This window comes from Clostridium sediminicola (assembly GCF_050402865.1).
Taxonomy (GTDB): Bacteria; Bacillota; Clostridia; order Clostridiales; family Clostridiaceae; genus Clostridium_AF; species Clostridium_AF sediminicola.
In genome coordinates this window covers 62,525-77,753 of the sequence record NZ_BAABMF010000018.1, presented here as the reverse complement: position 1 = coordinate 77,753, position 15,229 = coordinate 62,525, and the positions used below count along the sequence as shown (strand labels likewise).

Annotated in this window: 15 protein-coding genes; 11 read left to right on the top strand and 4 right to left on the bottom strand. The window is 29.2% G+C overall.

Features of this window, described 5'->3' with window-relative positions; genetic code table 11:
• Nucleotides 1–14 precede the first annotated feature (14 nt).
• The 6 genes from ACQ3F0_RS21420 to ACQ3F0_RS21395 all read left to right on the top strand — a co-directional run bounded on the left by ACQ3F0_RS21420 (nucleotide 15) and on the right by ACQ3F0_RS21395 (nucleotide 6,772).
• Nucleotides 15–842: a MerR family transcriptional regulator gene (locus ACQ3F0_RS21420; RefSeq protein WP_428867767.1), complete on the top strand. Its 828-nt coding sequence runs from the start codon at nucleotides 15–17 to the stop codon at nucleotides 840–842.
• A 99-nt stretch (nucleotides 843–941) separates the two neighbouring features.
• A complete protein-coding gene (locus ACQ3F0_RS21415) occupies nucleotides 942–2,291 on the top strand; it encodes an MATE family efflux transporter (RefSeq protein WP_428867766.1) in 1,350 nt (449 codons plus the stop codon).
• Between the two features lie 155 nt (nucleotides 2,292–2,446).
• Nucleotides 2,447–3,643 carry a DUF1835 domain-containing protein gene (locus ACQ3F0_RS21410; protein WP_428867765.1) on the top strand — a complete coding sequence of 399 codons (1,197 nt, stop codon included), beginning with the start codon at nucleotides 2,447–2,449 and terminating at the stop codon, nucleotides 3,641–3,643.
• Between the two features lie 205 nt (nucleotides 3,644–3,848).
• Complete coding sequence (epsC, locus tag ACQ3F0_RS21405; protein ID WP_428867764.1) at nucleotides 3,849–4,715, top strand: serine O-acetyltransferase EpsC; 867 nt, start codon at nucleotides 3,849–3,851, stop codon at nucleotides 4,713–4,715.
• A gap of 220 nt (nucleotides 4,716–4,935) precedes the next feature.
• Nucleotides 4,936–6,099, top strand: coding sequence for an MFS transporter (locus ACQ3F0_RS21400; RefSeq protein WP_428867763.1), 1,164 nt, complete (start codon nucleotides 4,936–4,938; stop codon nucleotides 6,097–6,099).
• 67 nt (nucleotides 6,100–6,166) lie between these two features.
• Nucleotides 6,167–6,772, top strand: a complete 606-nt coding sequence (locus tag ACQ3F0_RS21395; RefSeq protein WP_428867762.1) for a hypothetical protein — start codon at nucleotides 6,167–6,169, stop codon at nucleotides 6,770–6,772.
• A gap of 126 nt (nucleotides 6,773–6,898) precedes the next feature.
• On the opposite strand, the gene ACQ3F0_RS21390 is transcribed toward ACQ3F0_RS21395, so the two are convergent.
• Complete coding sequence (locus tag ACQ3F0_RS21390; protein ID WP_428867761.1) at nucleotides 6,899–8,065, bottom strand: FMN-binding protein; 1,167 nt, start codon at nucleotides 8,063–8,065, stop codon at nucleotides 6,899–6,901.
• 167 nt (nucleotides 8,066–8,232) lie between these two features.
• Nucleotides 8,233–9,510, bottom strand: coding sequence for an FAD-dependent oxidoreductase (locus ACQ3F0_RS21385; RefSeq protein WP_428867760.1), 1,278 nt, complete (start codon nucleotides 9,508–9,510; stop codon nucleotides 8,233–8,235).
• Between the two features lie 192 nt (nucleotides 9,511–9,702).
• Between ACQ3F0_RS21385 and ACQ3F0_RS21380 the strand changes: the two genes are divergently transcribed.
• Entirely contained in the window at nucleotides 9,703–11,121 is a 1,419-nt protein-coding gene (locus ACQ3F0_RS21380) for a VanW family protein (protein ID WP_428867759.1), read from the top strand.
• Between the two features lie 157 nt (nucleotides 11,122–11,278).
• Here the strand turns inward: ACQ3F0_RS21380 and ACQ3F0_RS21375 are convergent, their stop codons facing one another.
• Nucleotides 11,279–11,668, bottom strand: coding sequence for a hypothetical protein (locus tag ACQ3F0_RS21375; RefSeq protein ID WP_428867758.1), 390 nt, complete (start codon nucleotides 11,666–11,668; stop codon nucleotides 11,279–11,281).
• 247 nt (nucleotides 11,669–11,915) lie between these two features.
• Nucleotides 11,916–12,482: a helix-turn-helix domain-containing protein gene (locus ACQ3F0_RS21370; protein ID WP_428867757.1), complete on the bottom strand. Its 567-nt coding sequence runs from the start codon at nucleotides 12,480–12,482 to the stop codon at nucleotides 11,916–11,918.
• Nucleotides 12,483–12,739: 257 nt separating this feature from the next.
• Here ACQ3F0_RS21370 and ACQ3F0_RS21365 point away from each other — a divergent pair, with 257 nt between their 5' ends.
• From ACQ3F0_RS21365 to ACQ3F0_RS21350, 4 genes are read left to right on the top strand one after another with little or no spacing between them, the layout of a single operon-like run.
• On the top strand, nucleotides 12,740–13,159 hold the full coding sequence (locus ACQ3F0_RS21365) for a RidA family protein (RefSeq protein ID WP_428867756.1): 420 nt from the start codon (nucleotides 12,740–12,742) through the stop codon (nucleotides 13,157–13,159).
• A gap of 15 nt (nucleotides 13,160–13,174) precedes the next feature.
• Entirely contained in the window at nucleotides 13,175–14,452 is a 1,278-nt protein-coding gene (locus ACQ3F0_RS21360) for an aconitase X (RefSeq protein WP_428867755.1), read from the top strand.
• Nucleotides 14,453–14,454: 2 nt separating this feature from the next.
• A complete protein-coding gene (locus tag ACQ3F0_RS21355) occupies nucleotides 14,455–14,871 on the top strand; it encodes an aconitase X swivel domain-containing protein (protein WP_428867754.1) in 417 nt (138 codons plus the stop codon).
• 19 nt (nucleotides 14,872–14,890) lie between these two features.
• Entirely contained in the window at nucleotides 14,891–15,217 is a 327-nt protein-coding gene (locus ACQ3F0_RS21350; RefSeq protein WP_428867753.1) for a DUF1904 family protein, read from the top strand.
• Nucleotides 15,218–15,229 lie beyond the last annotated feature (12 nt).

Here is a 15,229-nt window from a genome sequence, read left to right as displayed (position 1 = left end):
ATAAGGTGAGTAAAGTGAAACAAAAGTTAACAATAGGAGAGTTCGCAAAACTAAAAAATGTTACAACTGAAACATTGAGACACTATGATAGAATAGGATTACTTAAACCTATTGAAATAGATCCTAAAACGGGATATAGATACTATTCAATTTTTCAGGAAGAAGAATTAGGAACTATTAAAGACCTTCGTCAACTAGGAATGAGTATTGATGAAATTAAGAAGTATTTTAATAATAGAAATTTGAAACAGTCAATTAATATATTAAAAGATAAACACGATGATTTAAAAAAAAGAATACAAGAGTTACAACAATTAGAAGAAAGCATTAGTGAAAAAATAAAACACTTAGATAATATATCTGGAGTATTAGACTTTGAAGATATTATTATTAAAGAAATTGATGAAAGAGAAATAGTTACTTTTGATAAACCAATAAAAGATAGAATAGGGTTAAGTTATGCATTTGTAGAATTAGAGAATGTTTTAGAAGGAATAGCACCTATACTTGCAGGTAATCGTATTGGAACAATTATTAGCCAGGAGGAAATAGAATTAAATAAGTACTCAGAATCAGCTATTTTATTTTATTTTGCTAAAAACAAAGAGAGTATTAATGTAAGTCATGTAAAAAAGATTCATAAAGGTACTTACGCTTGCATGTATTATAAAGGAAGTATCCTGAACTTGGAAGTTAATCTAAAAAAAATGATTGACCATATTGAAAAAAAGGGATATAGATTATGTGGGGATGTCCTTCAAATTGTTCAAATAGATATTACTGTTACAGATAAAAGTGAAGAAGTATTAAACGAAATACAAATACCTATAAAAAAATGTTGACCTTTGTGTTACACAAAGGTTTATACTATATTTCGTAGAACAAAACATAGTGACTATACATTCGCTATGTTTTCTTATATTCTTTTGGAGGTAGAGTAAATGAGTGAAAACATATTAGGGACAGATAAAATATCTAGATTGTTTATTAAATATTCAATTCCAGCAATAATTTCTATGGTTATATCAGGGGCTCAGATTATAATTGATGGTATATTTTTAGGTAATTTTGTTGGTCAAAATGCACTTGCTAGTGTAAATATAGTACAACCATTTATGCAAGTTATAATTGGAGTTAGTATGATTATGGGTGTAGGTTCTCTAAGTTTTATAGGTAGAAAATTAGGAGAAGATAAAAAGGAAGAAGCTCAAAATGCTTTTAAAACAGCATTTCAATTTATTACTATAATTGCTTTAATAATAACACTAGTTGGTTGTTTATTTAGTAAAGAAATTGCAGTAACCTTAGGTGCAAGCCCAATATTATTAGAAGGAGTTTCAATATATATAAGAACTATAGCACTATTTGCTCCGCTAATGTGCTTAATGTTTATATTTGGATTTACAAATAGAGTTGTTGGTAAGCCGGAAGCATATTTAGGTGGTATGATTTTAAGTATAATTGTTAATATAAGTTTAGATTATGTATTTATAAAAGAATTAGGTTTTGGAATTAGAGGAGCGGCCTTTGCTACAGGAATAGCACATGTATCAGCGCTTCTTATTGTAGTGATACCTATGTTAAACAAGAAGAATGTAGTGAATATTTTTAAAGGAAAATTTGATAAATCATTAATTCTTCCTATGTTATACAATGGCTCATCAGAAGGAGTTATTTCATTTTCAACAGCTACAACTGCATATTTGTTTAACATTACATTTATGAAGATTGCTGGAGAAGCAGGTGTTGCTGCATTTACAATAATCAATTATATTTCTCAATTTGGTATACTTATTATGTTTGGTATATCAGATGGAATTACACCTATATTAAGCTATAATTATGGTAATAAAAGGCAGGATAGATTAAATGATACATTAAACTTAGCATCTAAAGTAAATTTAGCTATTGGATTGATACTATTTTTAACATTATTTATATTTGGAAAACACTTAATAGCATTATTTGCAAGCGGTAACAAACAGGTTTTAAATCTAGCAGTAAGTGGATCAAGATTATATTCATTTGCTTTTTTATTATGTGGATTTAATATCATTCGTTCAGGATATTTTACCGCTATGGGGGATGCCAAAGCGTCTATTATACTATCAGCTAGTAGAGGGATAATATTTATAGTTTTAGGTATAAATATACTTCCTATGCTTGTTGGAAATAATGGTATATGGCTTACTGTGCCTTTTGCTGAGAGTATGGCATTTATTGTAGGGATTTATTTACTTAAAAAGAATAACAAGATAATAATAAAAGACCTCAAACTTGTTGGGAAATAAGTTTGAGGTCTTTTATTCACATTTGATACATTTGAGATCAATCTATTTTACTAAACATAATTAAATTTGGGAGAGTAAAAAAGTGTGAAAGTGGTACTACAATTACTTTATTGGTATAATAAAAATACATTTGAATGTTAAAGGAGAATAGCGGATTGAGTAAATATATGCATATTGTTTTTGGAGATTCGGCAGCAGGATTATTGAAATATTATTTTCATAAAAATAAGAATGAATTCAAGGGTGAAATAATAAATTTAAGAAATGATTATTCTATTGGTCCAATACATGAAATCGAAACTGACGCAGGGTTTAGAAAACGGAAAGAATGGTTCAAAAAAATGCTAAAAGAGGTTTGGGCATATGAATACTATGAGGAATTTGAGGAAGAATTCATAAATACTTATGAAAGCGTAAAAAATATTGAATCAGATTCAAAAATAGTAATATGGTATGGTAAAAATGCTTCTGATGAAATAGGGATTAGATATTTAAGTTCATTGTTAGAAGATAGAGAATTATATCAGGTAAATATTTCTGAATCATATGTGAAGAGTTATGGGGGAAATAGCTATAAACCAAGAGCTTTTGGAGAGTGTGATCCAGAAGAAATAAATCATTTGATTTTAACAATGAAAAAAATAGAAATGGAAAAATGTAAAGATTTAATTAATCAATGGGAGATTATAAAAAATTCAAAAGAAAATTTGAGAATTTTACAAGATAATAAAATAGTTGGAGTAGATGAAAATTACTATGATAATGAAATCTTATCAAACTGTAGTTTTAATTTCAAAAAAGCTCCTAGAATAATCGGAGCAACAATGGGAAAAGCGCAGCAACTAGTTTCTGATTCTTACATCGATTATAGGGTTAGAAGACTTATTGAAAGTGGAATAGTTGAATATAGAGGAAAACTAGAAACTATGAGAGATTTTGAAATAAGAGTACAGGGTAGTTTGAATGAGTTTTTTATAAAGCTATTTGAGAAGAGTTGCGAAAAAGATAAAGATGGTTTTTATCACTATTTATTAGAAACAAAAGAAAATGATTTAGTAGTTGATACAACACATATAACTAAGTGGGATACAAGTGATTTGTATAATAAATTGATATTGGATTATGATGAGGAAAATATGTTTTCTTTGACTTGGTTCAAAGAAGGTATAGATATAATTAGGATTAATCATACTTTAGTAGATAATATTGAATATAGAACACAAGTATATAATGATGAAAATAGTAAAGAAATAAAAGAAGAAACAATAATGATTTTTTTAGAAAGTTTATGGGATAAATATATAGAAATTCAAATTAAACCGTATATAAAAATTGTGCTAAAGAATTTATAAATATTATACCTATGGAGTAAAAAACTTGTTTAACAAATAGCTTTAATGATAATATACTATATATACATAAAACTTAGTTTAAGATTTTCTGTAAGAAAATGAACCTTAACAGTGCATTGTGAACTGTGTACTGTGAACTGAAAAATGGGAGGGAATTGCAATTAATATAAATGATTGGCTAAATAATGAATTACCAAATATATCAATGACTTTGGAAAAAATTAATGAAAAACATTTTTTTAAAGAAAAGACAATTGGATTTGCAGGTAAAGAAACAACAAAAAGAATAATTTTTAATCTTCGTTCTGCCCTATTTCCTGGCGTATATGAGCCATATCCTATTAATGAAGCACGAGCTAATATAATTATTGGTAATAATATTAGAATGGCAGCTCTTGAATTAAGTGAATTGATGGAAAGTGCTTTGATGAATTGGTGTGAGAACAAAGATGGTCACAATGAAGGTTGCACTAAATGTAGAGATAAAGCAAATGAAGCTGTAATAGAATTATTAAATAGTTTACCAAACATTAGAGAAATGCTTAATACTGATATTGAAGCTGCTTTTAATGGAGATCCTGCGGCTATTTCGAAAGAAGAAATACTTTTAAGTTATCCTTCAATAGAGGCTGTTAGTATACATAGAGTAGCTCATTTACTATATGAATTAGAAATTCCTTTGATTCCTAGAATAATGTCAGAGTTGGCGCACCAAAGAACTGGAATTGATATTCATCCAGGTGCAAAATTAGGTGAAAGCTTTTTTATTGATCATGGAACTGGAGTAGTTATTGGTGAAACATGTACCATAGGTAAAAATGTAAAGATATATCAAGGGGTAACTTTAGGGGCTAAAAGTTTTCCTTTAGATGAAAATGGAAATCCAATAAAAGGGATAAAAAGACATCCTGATATTGGCGATAATGTAGTGATTTATGCAGGTGCTACAATCTTAGGTGGAGATACTGTAATTGGCCATGATTCAGTTATTGGTGGTAATGTTTGGTTAACACACTCTGTACCACCACAATCTAATGTTTATAATATACAGCCTTCACCAATAATAAAATAGTTGTATATTATAACTTAAACTTTAAAATTTACAATATCTAGAATAAGTAAAAGTTTGAAACAAAGCTTAATAAATAATAAAAGGAAAATTTGCTAATACAAAATTTTTCTTAACAAGGAGATATAAGCATGGTTAGTCCAATTTAAGTCACATACCAAAATAAATTTTTAGGCCTTTTTTATAAGGCCTTTTTGTGATGCAAATTTTGGAGGTGCTTAAATTGAATAATAAAAAAATAACTAATAGATCAAATATATATATAATGTATGCTATTGTATTTTTTCAAGGTTTTGTTTTTTACGGACCTGTTGCAACTTTGTACAGGCAAGATAGAGGAATTTCTATGTATCAAATATTTATCATTGAATCAGTTTTTTGGATACTAATGTTAGCCTTTGAAATCCCTTGGGGATTATTTGCTGATAAATTTGGGTATAAGAAAACACTTTTAATATCAAATTTGATATTTTTTATATCTAAGATTGTTTTTTACAAAGCATTTTCTTTTGAAATGTTTCTTTTTGAAAGAATATTATTAGCAATAGCAATATCTGGTTTATCGGGGTGCGATATGGCTTTATTGTATGCTTCTATAAAAGATGATGAAGCACAAAAGGTATTTGGGAGATATAATGCTTTAGCTACTTTAGGGTATTTAATTGCATCTTTAATGTCTACAATGATTGTGAAGTATTCAATTGACAAAACGGCATTATATACCATTGTACCTTATGGAATTGCTACAGTATTAACTTTGTTTATAGATGATATAAACAGAGATGTAGAGAAAAAGCCAAGGATAAGAGATAGTTTCAAAAATGCTCTGAGAAATAAAGAGATAATTGTTTTAGTAATTTCTATTGCATTAATACGGGAGGTATTTCAATCAGTAAGTGTATTTTTAAACCAACTCCAGTATATAAGAAGCGGAATAGATATAAGATATTTTGGAGTATTAGCTGTAGTTATACAAATTGTAAATCTAAGTTCTGATAAATCTTATATTTTAAGTAAAAAATTTGGGAAGAATAAAAGCATTGAAATTTTGATACTTACTATTACAATTTGTTGTTTTTTGTTAATACTTACTAGAAATCCAATAATATCTGTAATAATGATAATTTTTGTTTCTGGATCAATGTCTTTAATTAATCCAATTATTACTGATATACAGAATAAATCAATAGCTACTGCAGATAGAGCAACTATGTTATCTATTTATGCTATGGTAGGAAATATTGTTGCAGCTATAATCAATCCATTTATAGGTAAAAGTGCTGATATATCAGTACAAAGTGCATTTACTATTTGTTTATTTATAGCCACTTGTGGCTATGGATTTTTCATTATATATAAAAAATTAAAAAAGGAGAACTTTTCATAAACTCTTATGTGTATAAAGTGAAAACAAAATTTTATTATTTCAAAATTATATTCAGGAGGAAATGAAAATGAAAAAAAATATTCTTTTAATATCAGTATTATCTGTTGCAATTGCTTTTGTAGGGTGTTCAAACAATAAAGCTTTAACTACTTCACAGTCCAATTCAACAGAAGACAATTACGAGACAGTTGGAAAAATAATAGATTTTGATAATGAAGGTGTGCATATATTAACAAGAGATATAGCAGAAATATATAAAGTGGATTTAGAAAACCAAAAAGATTTTTACTTAGGAGAAACTGTAGCTGTCGAGAAGATAGGTGAAGGTGGATTTAAATTAGTCAAATGTGAAATTAAGGAATTTGAACAAAGATACACTAATATGGGAGATATAATCATTAAAGCATCTGGTAAAGTAAAGAAGGTTGATGATAAAAAGGTAATAATTGAAACAAAAGATGGAGAATTGGAATTTCAATTATACGAGGGGATGACTTTTGAAGGAGGAACAGATGTAATTGTAGAGTATTTAGATAAGGAAGACGGCAAAATTCTAATTAATAGTTATGATGAAAACACAAAAATAAATTTAATCGTTAAAAGTATAAAAAGAACGGAAAGTAATGGTATGATGGCTATAGAAACTGAAGATGATAATAATAGTATATCCTGAGGCTATTAGAGAAAGTTATCCTGCACAAGTAGATGCAAAAATGATAATTAGAAAGTAATTTTAGTAAGGTTTATTATTAATAAGATAAAATATCTGCCGTCGAGAAGCATGACGGTAGATATTTTTTTACTTAGCTTTATTTAATGCATCGTTAACAGCATCTTTTATCCCTAGTGATGAGTATGTTGCACCACTAACTAAGTCAACATCGGTACTTTGATTTTCGACTATTCTATCAGGTATAATATCATTTGCTCTATTAAACCACTTTCTATCATCATTATGTGCTACAACTTCTACTGTTATAATTTGTTGATTTTGAACTGTTACTGCCACTGTCATTATACCTCTAAAACCTTCACCATCACCTTTATAAATTCCATCTGCAACACCAGAAGCTTCTCCTAAATTTTTAATATCAGAAGTGACATTTTCTGAAAGTTCATTTTTTGAGGATTTAGCCTCTGAATTTGAAGGTAAGGTTTCTGTTGCTGTAGATTCTGTATGTTGTTTAGTCTTTAAATTAAAAGGGGTATTTCCAATAAAAACATTATACACTAAAAAAACTCCGATTAATATTGACAGGGTTGTAAGAGCACCAATATATTTTTTCTTTTCACTCTTTGTCATATTAATTTTTCCATAATGGAGCGTGCCATCTATTGGGCAGCTAGTAATACATTGGAAACAATTGATGCACTGAGGAGATCTAAGGTTGCTACATTTTGATATTTCAATATCCATAGGACAACTTTTATCACATTTTTTGCAATTTATACAAGTATTAATATTTCTTTTGATTGTAAGTGGCCTTAAAAAACTTATTAATCCATATTTAGCTCCTTCATAACAAAAATAATTGCAGAATGGTCTTTGAAAGAATAAAGAAATTAATAAAAAGAAACAGATGACAATAATTGTTCCGATAGATCCAATGTTGCCTAGCAATAATTTTTCAAAGTTAGTTCTGGGATCGAATGAAACAATACTAAAAACTAAATCTGTTCCAACTAATAGTACTAGTAAGAGTAGTATATATCTGCTGAATATCATTATTTTTTGAATAGAAGAGGGCATTTTCCTTTTTTTTATACCTAATAATTTTCCTAATTTACTCGATAGGTCTTGAAGTAATCCAAAAGGACAAACCCAACCACAGTAGAATACACCAGATAAAAGTGTTAAGCACATAATCACAAGCATAGTTATTTTAAAGTTAATGAAAAATGAAAATATAGTTAAAATTAAACATATAATTTGTGTATAAAGACGATATTTTTGTATATTTTTCATATATAACACGACCTTTCATTAGTTCATATTTTACTAAAGTATTTATATCTAGTTATATTATAATTTCATATGTAAATTTAATCTAGTATAAATATATGTGAAGATTATGGGAATGCTGTGGGCAGAAAAAAAGCACCTGAGGTCGTGAAATACGACATCAGGTGCTTTTAAGATATTGTAGATTTTGAAAAAATTCCTGATAACCCTAAATTGGCGACGTTATTTTGAATTTCTTCTATGTTAGTAGTGTACAACCCTAGATCTTTCATTCTATCAAAAAAAATAGACCCGGAATATGTATATTTTTTTCTAAATCCTGATTGAGTTTGCATTTGTTCATTTACAAAAGCTATAGATTCACCAATGGCTAGTTTTCTAGGTAATTCTAGAAGCTTTTTTCTTTTACAGAATTTTGTACTATTGTATCCAGCTAAAGTGCCTGTAACAATGGCTTCTGTATGACCAACCAAAAGACCTGCCTTTTCACCTGCACAAAATAGATTTTCAATATTTTTTACTTTTAGAGTATTATCTCTAGGTGCCATAGAGAAGAATCTCATTGAATTCCCGTTACTTCCCGCATACGGATCTGCGTACCTAGCATCCTCTAATCCAGGGATTTGATGTAATTTATCTATATTAAAGTAAGGTGCCATTAATTTTGCGTGGCCAGTATCTAAAAGGATAATATTTTCATTGTATTCTTTTAATGCATATTGTTGACATGCTTTTATATTAAGATGATCTTCAATCATTGATTGTGGTAGTGGAATAATACATACTCCTTTTGTGTTCAGTTCATTTATTATATTTACTGAAAGAGAGTCTTTGAATAATTTACAAGAACCGCTCATTGCTCCTACTGATCCATCAGCCTTTTTACCTACATATTCCTTAATGCCAGCGAGTGAAGTGAGACTTATTCTTCCTCCAAAACTAGGACATCTTATTATGCACATAGCACATCCATTTCCATATTTAATACAATTCTTTATTGGACCTGCTGTACCCGTTGTATCTATAAAAACATCTCCAGGGTATAAATTATTATTGTCATCTTTAACACTTAAAATAATGTTATCATCCATATTAACTCTTCTTATTCTTGATTGAAATTTCACGTCTACTTTAAGTTCTTTAAGGTAATTGAATACAGCACTGGGAGTTTTGTCTATATCGTATAAACTAGCATGTTTGTGGCCAGGAAACTCAATGTTACTATGTCTTGAGTTGGCATCAGTAATAGTGAATAAATCTCCTCCGCCCAATGCAATCATTTCTTCTGTAGCAGTATATCTTCCGTTATTTCTCATTATACCGCCTACAAGACCTGTACCTAAAAGCATATCAGTTCTCTCTAGTAATGTAACTTTTCCTCCAGCTTTACTGGCACTAATAGCAGCAGCACAACCAGCCCAGCCAGCACCTACTATAATGACTCTCATAAGAACCCTCCTTTATTGAATATAGATATTATTTGTTTTTAATAGGGATTTATACAAAAATAAAAATTGATTTACAAATTTATGTAAAAAATATGAAAATTAAAAGGAAATAGGGAGATAATGTATAATATAATATAATGGAATAAATTTACAAACAACAACTTGTAACTATAAGGTAAGGGAGCTGGAAATGTGGAGATTAATAATGAAGTCAGTAATAAAATAAAAAATAAAACAAATGACAAAAACCATGTTCGAAATAATGGAAAGACAAATATAAAGAAAAAATTATTAACAGCTGCTAGCATAATTACATTTATTTGTGCAGGGATAGTAGGATATATGTATCAAGAAATAAATGAGTGGGAATTAGTAATGATGCCCAATGTTATTATTGAAGGTATTAATTATACAGGAAAGACAAAGGATGAAGTTTTAACAGATATTAATAAGACTTATGGTGACATAATTTTAGATAAAACAGTAGAAATTAAAGCAGGAGAAAAAGAATATTCTATTGGTTTTGAGGAATTAAAAGCAAAATATAATACTATTCATATTGTAGATGAAGCTTTTGAATATGGAAAAAAACTTGGTTTTATAGATAAGTATAAATTAATAAAAAATCCGCGAGATAAAGAATTTGAATTAAAATTTACTTATGATAGTAATCTAATTGATAAAGTTGTAGGGAAGATTGAAGAAGATGTTAATAAAGAGCCTGTAAACGCAACTATTAAATATCTTGGAAAAAGTAAATTTGAAGTTACAGACGATGTTAAAGGGGCGAAATTAGATTCTGAAAAATTGATTATTGATATAAATAATGGAATAATGAGCAAAGCAAAGGAATTAAAATTTGTAGCTCCTATTGAAACATTAGCTGCAAAAATAACTGGTGAAAGTTTGAGAACAATAAATTCAAGTATTGGTTCATTTTCTACAAGATATACGAATTCAGGGGCTAATAGATCAAGCAATATTGCTCTTGCTACTAAAGCTATAAATGAAACAATATTAATGCCAGGTGAAGTATTTAGTTTTAATGATACAGTTGGACAGAGAACCAGAGAAAAAGGATATAAAGAGGCTCATGTTATAGTAAACGGTGAATATGTAGATGGTCTAGGTGGAGGTATATGCCAGGCATCATCAACCCTATATAATGTAGCTTTACTAGCTGGTTTGGAAATTGTTGAGAGACATCATCATACATATCCCTCAAGCTATGTTCCTGTTGGACAAGATGCAACAGTTGATTATGGAAATCTAGACGTGAAATTTAAAAATAATGGAGAGTACCCAATTTATATTTCTGCATATACACAAAATAAACAAGAATATTTTACAATATTTTCAAATGGTAATTTAAACAAAACTGAGAAAAAAATATGGAATGATATATATAAGAAATACCCAGCTTCATATAAAATAATTGAAGATTCTAACCTCCCCAAAGGTACAGAAAAGATCGATAAAAAAGCTCATACTGGATATAAAGTAAAAGTATATAGAGTAACTTATGAAAATGGTGTTAAAATCAATACAGAAACAATTTCTTCAGATTATTTTGTGCCTGTTAAAGGAGTTAAGAGAGTAGGGACGAAATAGTTGTAAGTTGTAAGTTGTAAGTTGTAAGTTAAGGGTGATTTTCTTTCAGAAAATCTAAAATGAAGCCTTTGCTTGAGAATGGTGTCCTTAACTTACAACTATAAACTTCATCCGTTATTTTAATTAAAAATATCTTAACAATTCCAAAAAAATATTATTATTCAGTAAGTACTGAGTCTCTATTTACTATATTTTCTTCAGATGAGTTTTTGCTTTGTGAATAAAGCCATAATGGTATATAATAGCCTAACACAATAAATCCTACCCAGGTTGATTTCCAATCAACTTCCAATGAATTTAGATAAACTACTCCAATTAAATAAAAAGGAATATTAATAATTCCAAACAAGAGGGCAATATTATTCCATCCTTTTGGAGCTTTAAATGATGCTTCAAGTTTTGATAGTTTTGAGTCTCTTTTTGCTTTTACATAGGAAAACAAACTTATGCCATTTGCAAATACGTATCCAATAGAAGATGCTGCGATAATAGCAGTAGGAGTTCTAAGACTTATAAGAACTAGATTTAATAACGCAATACAAATCATTGCATTTATTGGAGTGTGCAAAAGCGTTGATAGATATAGCCCATCCAGATTTTAAAGGTGAACTTATGAAAAGGTACAATGAAAAATTTAGATAAGATTATATAGATAAAAAGGGTTTGAAAAAAAGCATATATAACGAAAAAAGTTATTTCAACAAACTTTTTTGATATATATGCTTTTATTCATATTCATGTCTTAGTAGCTCATTACATTTATTTTGAGAAATATTTTCTATTTATATTAAAGTTTAATAGTTATTTAAGTTTATATTCATATTGTTAGCAGCTTCATGATAAGTCCAGTAGCTTATACATTCACCGCCGCATAATTTTCTGAAACTATGCTTAGTATTAGCTTTTATATATATAGAATCTCCTTCTTCTAATAAATATGCTTTATCATTGACAGTCATTTCTAAAGAACCTTTAATTATGATTCCGAATTCATCTGTATTATGCTCATAGGATTGATTCAATTTAGAATTATCATCTACTACCATACATACTCCTTTAAGGTTTCGCTTACCTTCTGAAGTTAATTCATATCTAATATGAGATTTCGTTTCAAAAATTACACGTCTCTCGTTTTTTTTCACGCATATTTTATCTTCTTCTAATGTGGCTAATAAATCAGTCATATTTACATCTAGTGCATTGCATATTTTTTGAAGATTTACTATTGTAGGACTATTAAGATCCCTCTCAAGTTTACTTAAAAAACCTGTTGATAATTCTGTTTTATCAGACAGCTCTTGGAGAGTTATACCCTTTTGTTTTCTCATTTTTTTTATATTCGAACCTATTTCATTTACCAAAAAATCACCTCTAATTGTTTAACTAGAATACCATATAATTTCACGTGTGTAAAGATTACATGCAGATAAGTTGCTGTAAATGTTCATGCGTGTAAAAATATTTTTACCAAAATGAAAATATAACATTGACATAAATTTTGGGTGGTGATATAATGTAAACGATGTTATTCATAAACGTAAAAAAAATAATGAAAAAACGAATTAAATATTCATTAAAATTAAAAATGGTGTTGTACGTGAAAAGTTAAAGCTTGTTTATGTTTTTTACGATTATTAAAAATAAGGAGGTGGAATTCATAAAAAGAAAATTTGATTCTAATAAAGGTTTTGTTCCAAGTGGAACAATTGCACAAGTAAGTATAGGTAATAACATTGCGCATGTTTCTGGTCAAATTTCGATCAATCCTGAGACGGGTGAAATTGAAAAAGGTACAGTATCTCATCAGACTAAAAGAGTGCTAGAAAATATCAAGGGCATAGTTACTGATATGGGATTATCGATGGATGATATTATTAAGTGCAATGTATTTATTTCATCTATGAAGTGTTTTGATGAAATGAATGAAGTGTATCAAAAGTATTTTTCAATAGAAAACCCGCCTGCTAGGCAAACAGTTGGAGCTGAAATATGGGGAGGATTGGATGTTGAGATTAGTGCAGAAGTATTAATAGACTAAAAGGAGATATATACTATGGTTAAATTAACAGATTATGAAAAAAGAATGTTAGAAGGAGAGAAGGGTGACTTCAAAAAAGTAGCTCTACAAAATATAATTAAATATGCAGAAGCTTTAGGAGCAGAAGAGTTATGTGAAGTTACAAAAGCAACTGTATATTTAGGAGCACACCCTTATCTAGATGTTGTTGATTCTGAAAACTATGATGAGATTTTTTCAAAGATGCTTTTGTGTAGTGATGATACAATAGAGATGGACAAGTTTGCTGAAGGATGTAACTGTCAAACTTGTGTTGCGCCTTGCGATCAATATGTATATGAACCATTAAATCTTACAAAAGAATTTTTCGATAAGAATAATAGGTTTTTAGAAATTACAAAAGAAGCGGGTGTAAATATTACAGGTTCTTGTACACCGTATCTTGTTGGGTGGCTTCCGTTAAGAGGAGAGCATTTTGTTACTACCGAATCTAGTAATGTATTATTTTGTAATTCAGTGTTAAGTGCTTGTGGAAATTCAGATGGATTAGAAGCAGCTGCTTGGTCAGCTATTTGTGGAAGAACTCCTAAATGGGGAAATCATATTATGGATAATAGAAAAGGAACGCATGTATTTAATATTGAATGTCCATCAGAAACTGCATTGGATTGGGATGTTTTAGGATATACAGTAGGAAGAAAGCTTCCACCTCATGCAGTGCCAATAATAAGTGGTGATTTTAAAAGACCTGATGTAATTAAATTAAAACAATGTTTTGCTTCTTTAGCTACAACTAGTGGAGCTGAAATGTGTCATATAGTAGGTATCACACCAGAAGCGGTTGATTTAGAAATGGCTTTAGGAGGAAATGAACCTAAAGGTACTATAACAATTACTAAAGAAGATTTTGAAGAATCTTTAAATATGTTATGTGATAAAGGCGATGAAGAGATACAATTTATTACTTTGGGATGTCCACACTATACTTTAGAAGAGATTAGAGATGCAGCATTATATATTAAAGGTAAAAAAATCAAAGATGATATATTATTTATGGTTTGGACAGATTATGCTACAAAAGAAATGGCAAATGTAAATGGATTTACAAAGATTATTGAAGAAGCTGGTGGACATATTCTTACAAGCGGTTGTCCGTTGGTTATTGGACATAAATGTCATGAAGGAGTAACAGGAATGGCTATGGACGGAGCAAAACAAGCCCATTATATTAGATCAGAGACTGATGCAACAGTGTATTACGGTGATATGTATAAATGTATCGATGCAGCAGTTACAGGAAGATGGGAGGCATAATTATGGAAAAAATAGTAATTAAAGCTAGAGGTGCTATTAAAGGAATTGCAGAAGGAGAAGCATTAGTTTGCCCAGAGAGTATACAAGGTTGGGCTGGAGTAGATGATCATACTGGTAATATAATAGAAAAAGGACACTCACAAGAAGGACAAAACATACATGGTAAAATACTTGTATTGCCATGTAGTAAAGGATCTAATGGATGGTCTTGTCATTTCCATTCAGCTCAAGTAAAAGGGAAAATTCCTGCTGGGTGGGTATTTACAAAAATGGATTCAAGATCAGGTGTAGCGGCAGTTGTCTTGGATGTACCAATGGTTGCGGATTTTGAAGATGTAGATCCTTGTGAAATAATTGAAACAGGTGACTGGGTAAAGGTAAATGGTGATACAGGAGAAGTGGAAATCACAAAAAAATAGTTAAAGGAGTGTATTGAAAATGCCTCAAATAACTTTTAAAGGAATAAAAACGGACGAATTATGCTCGATAAGTAAAGAATTAAAAGATAATCTAGAAAAAATAATTGGGTGTGAAAGAAAACATATTAAATTTGACATTATTAATTCTCTTGATGTAGATAATGGCACAGTTATTGAATCCTTTCCTAGAGCTCAAATGCTTTGGTTTCCAAGAGATCAAAAGATGCAAGATACTGTAGCTAAGGAAATCACTGAACAATTGTATAATATTGGATATAAACATATACAAGTAACGTTTAATGTATTTAAGCCAGAAAACTTTTATGAAAATGCTAAACATTATTAATTAAACAAGCAA

What these genes read in the sequence shown, in the direction of transcription:
- ACQ3F0_RS21415 (WP_428867766.1), top strand. Translation starts at nt 942, where the DNA reads ATGAGTGAAAACATATTAGGGACAGATAAAATATCTAGATTGTTTATT.
- epsC (WP_428867764.1), top strand. Translation starts at nt 3,849, where the DNA reads ATGACTTTGGAAAAAATTAATGAAAAACATTTTTTTAAAGAAAAGACA.
- ACQ3F0_RS21395 (WP_428867762.1), top strand. Translation starts at nt 6,167, where the DNA reads ATGAAAAAAAATATTCTTTTAATATCAGTATTATCTGTTGCAATTGCT.
- ACQ3F0_RS21390 (WP_428867761.1), bottom strand. Translation starts at nt 8,065, where the DNA reads ATGAAAAATATACAAAAATATCGTCTTTATACACAAATTATATGTTTA.
- ACQ3F0_RS21385 (WP_428867760.1), bottom strand. Translation starts at nt 9,510, where the DNA reads ATGAGAGTCATTATAGTAGGTGCTGGCTGGGCTGGTTGTGCTGCTGCT.
- ACQ3F0_RS21375 (WP_428867758.1), bottom strand. Translation starts at nt 11,668, where the DNA reads ATGATTTGTATTGCGTTATTAAATCTAGTTCTTATAAGTCTTAGAACT.
- ACQ3F0_RS21365 (WP_428867756.1), top strand. Translation starts at nt 12,740, where the DNA reads ATGTTTTTTACGATTATTAAAAATAAGGAGGTGGAATTCATAAAAAGA.
- ACQ3F0_RS21360 (WP_428867755.1), top strand. Translation starts at nt 13,175, where the DNA reads ATGGTTAAATTAACAGATTATGAAAAAAGAATGTTAGAAGGAGAGAAG.
- ACQ3F0_RS21355 (WP_428867754.1), top strand. Translation starts at nt 14,455, where the DNA reads ATGGAAAAAATAGTAATTAAAGCTAGAGGTGCTATTAAAGGAATTGCA.
- ACQ3F0_RS21350 (WP_428867753.1), top strand. Translation starts at nt 14,891, where the DNA reads ATGCCTCAAATAACTTTTAAAGGAATAAAAACGGACGAATTATGCTCG.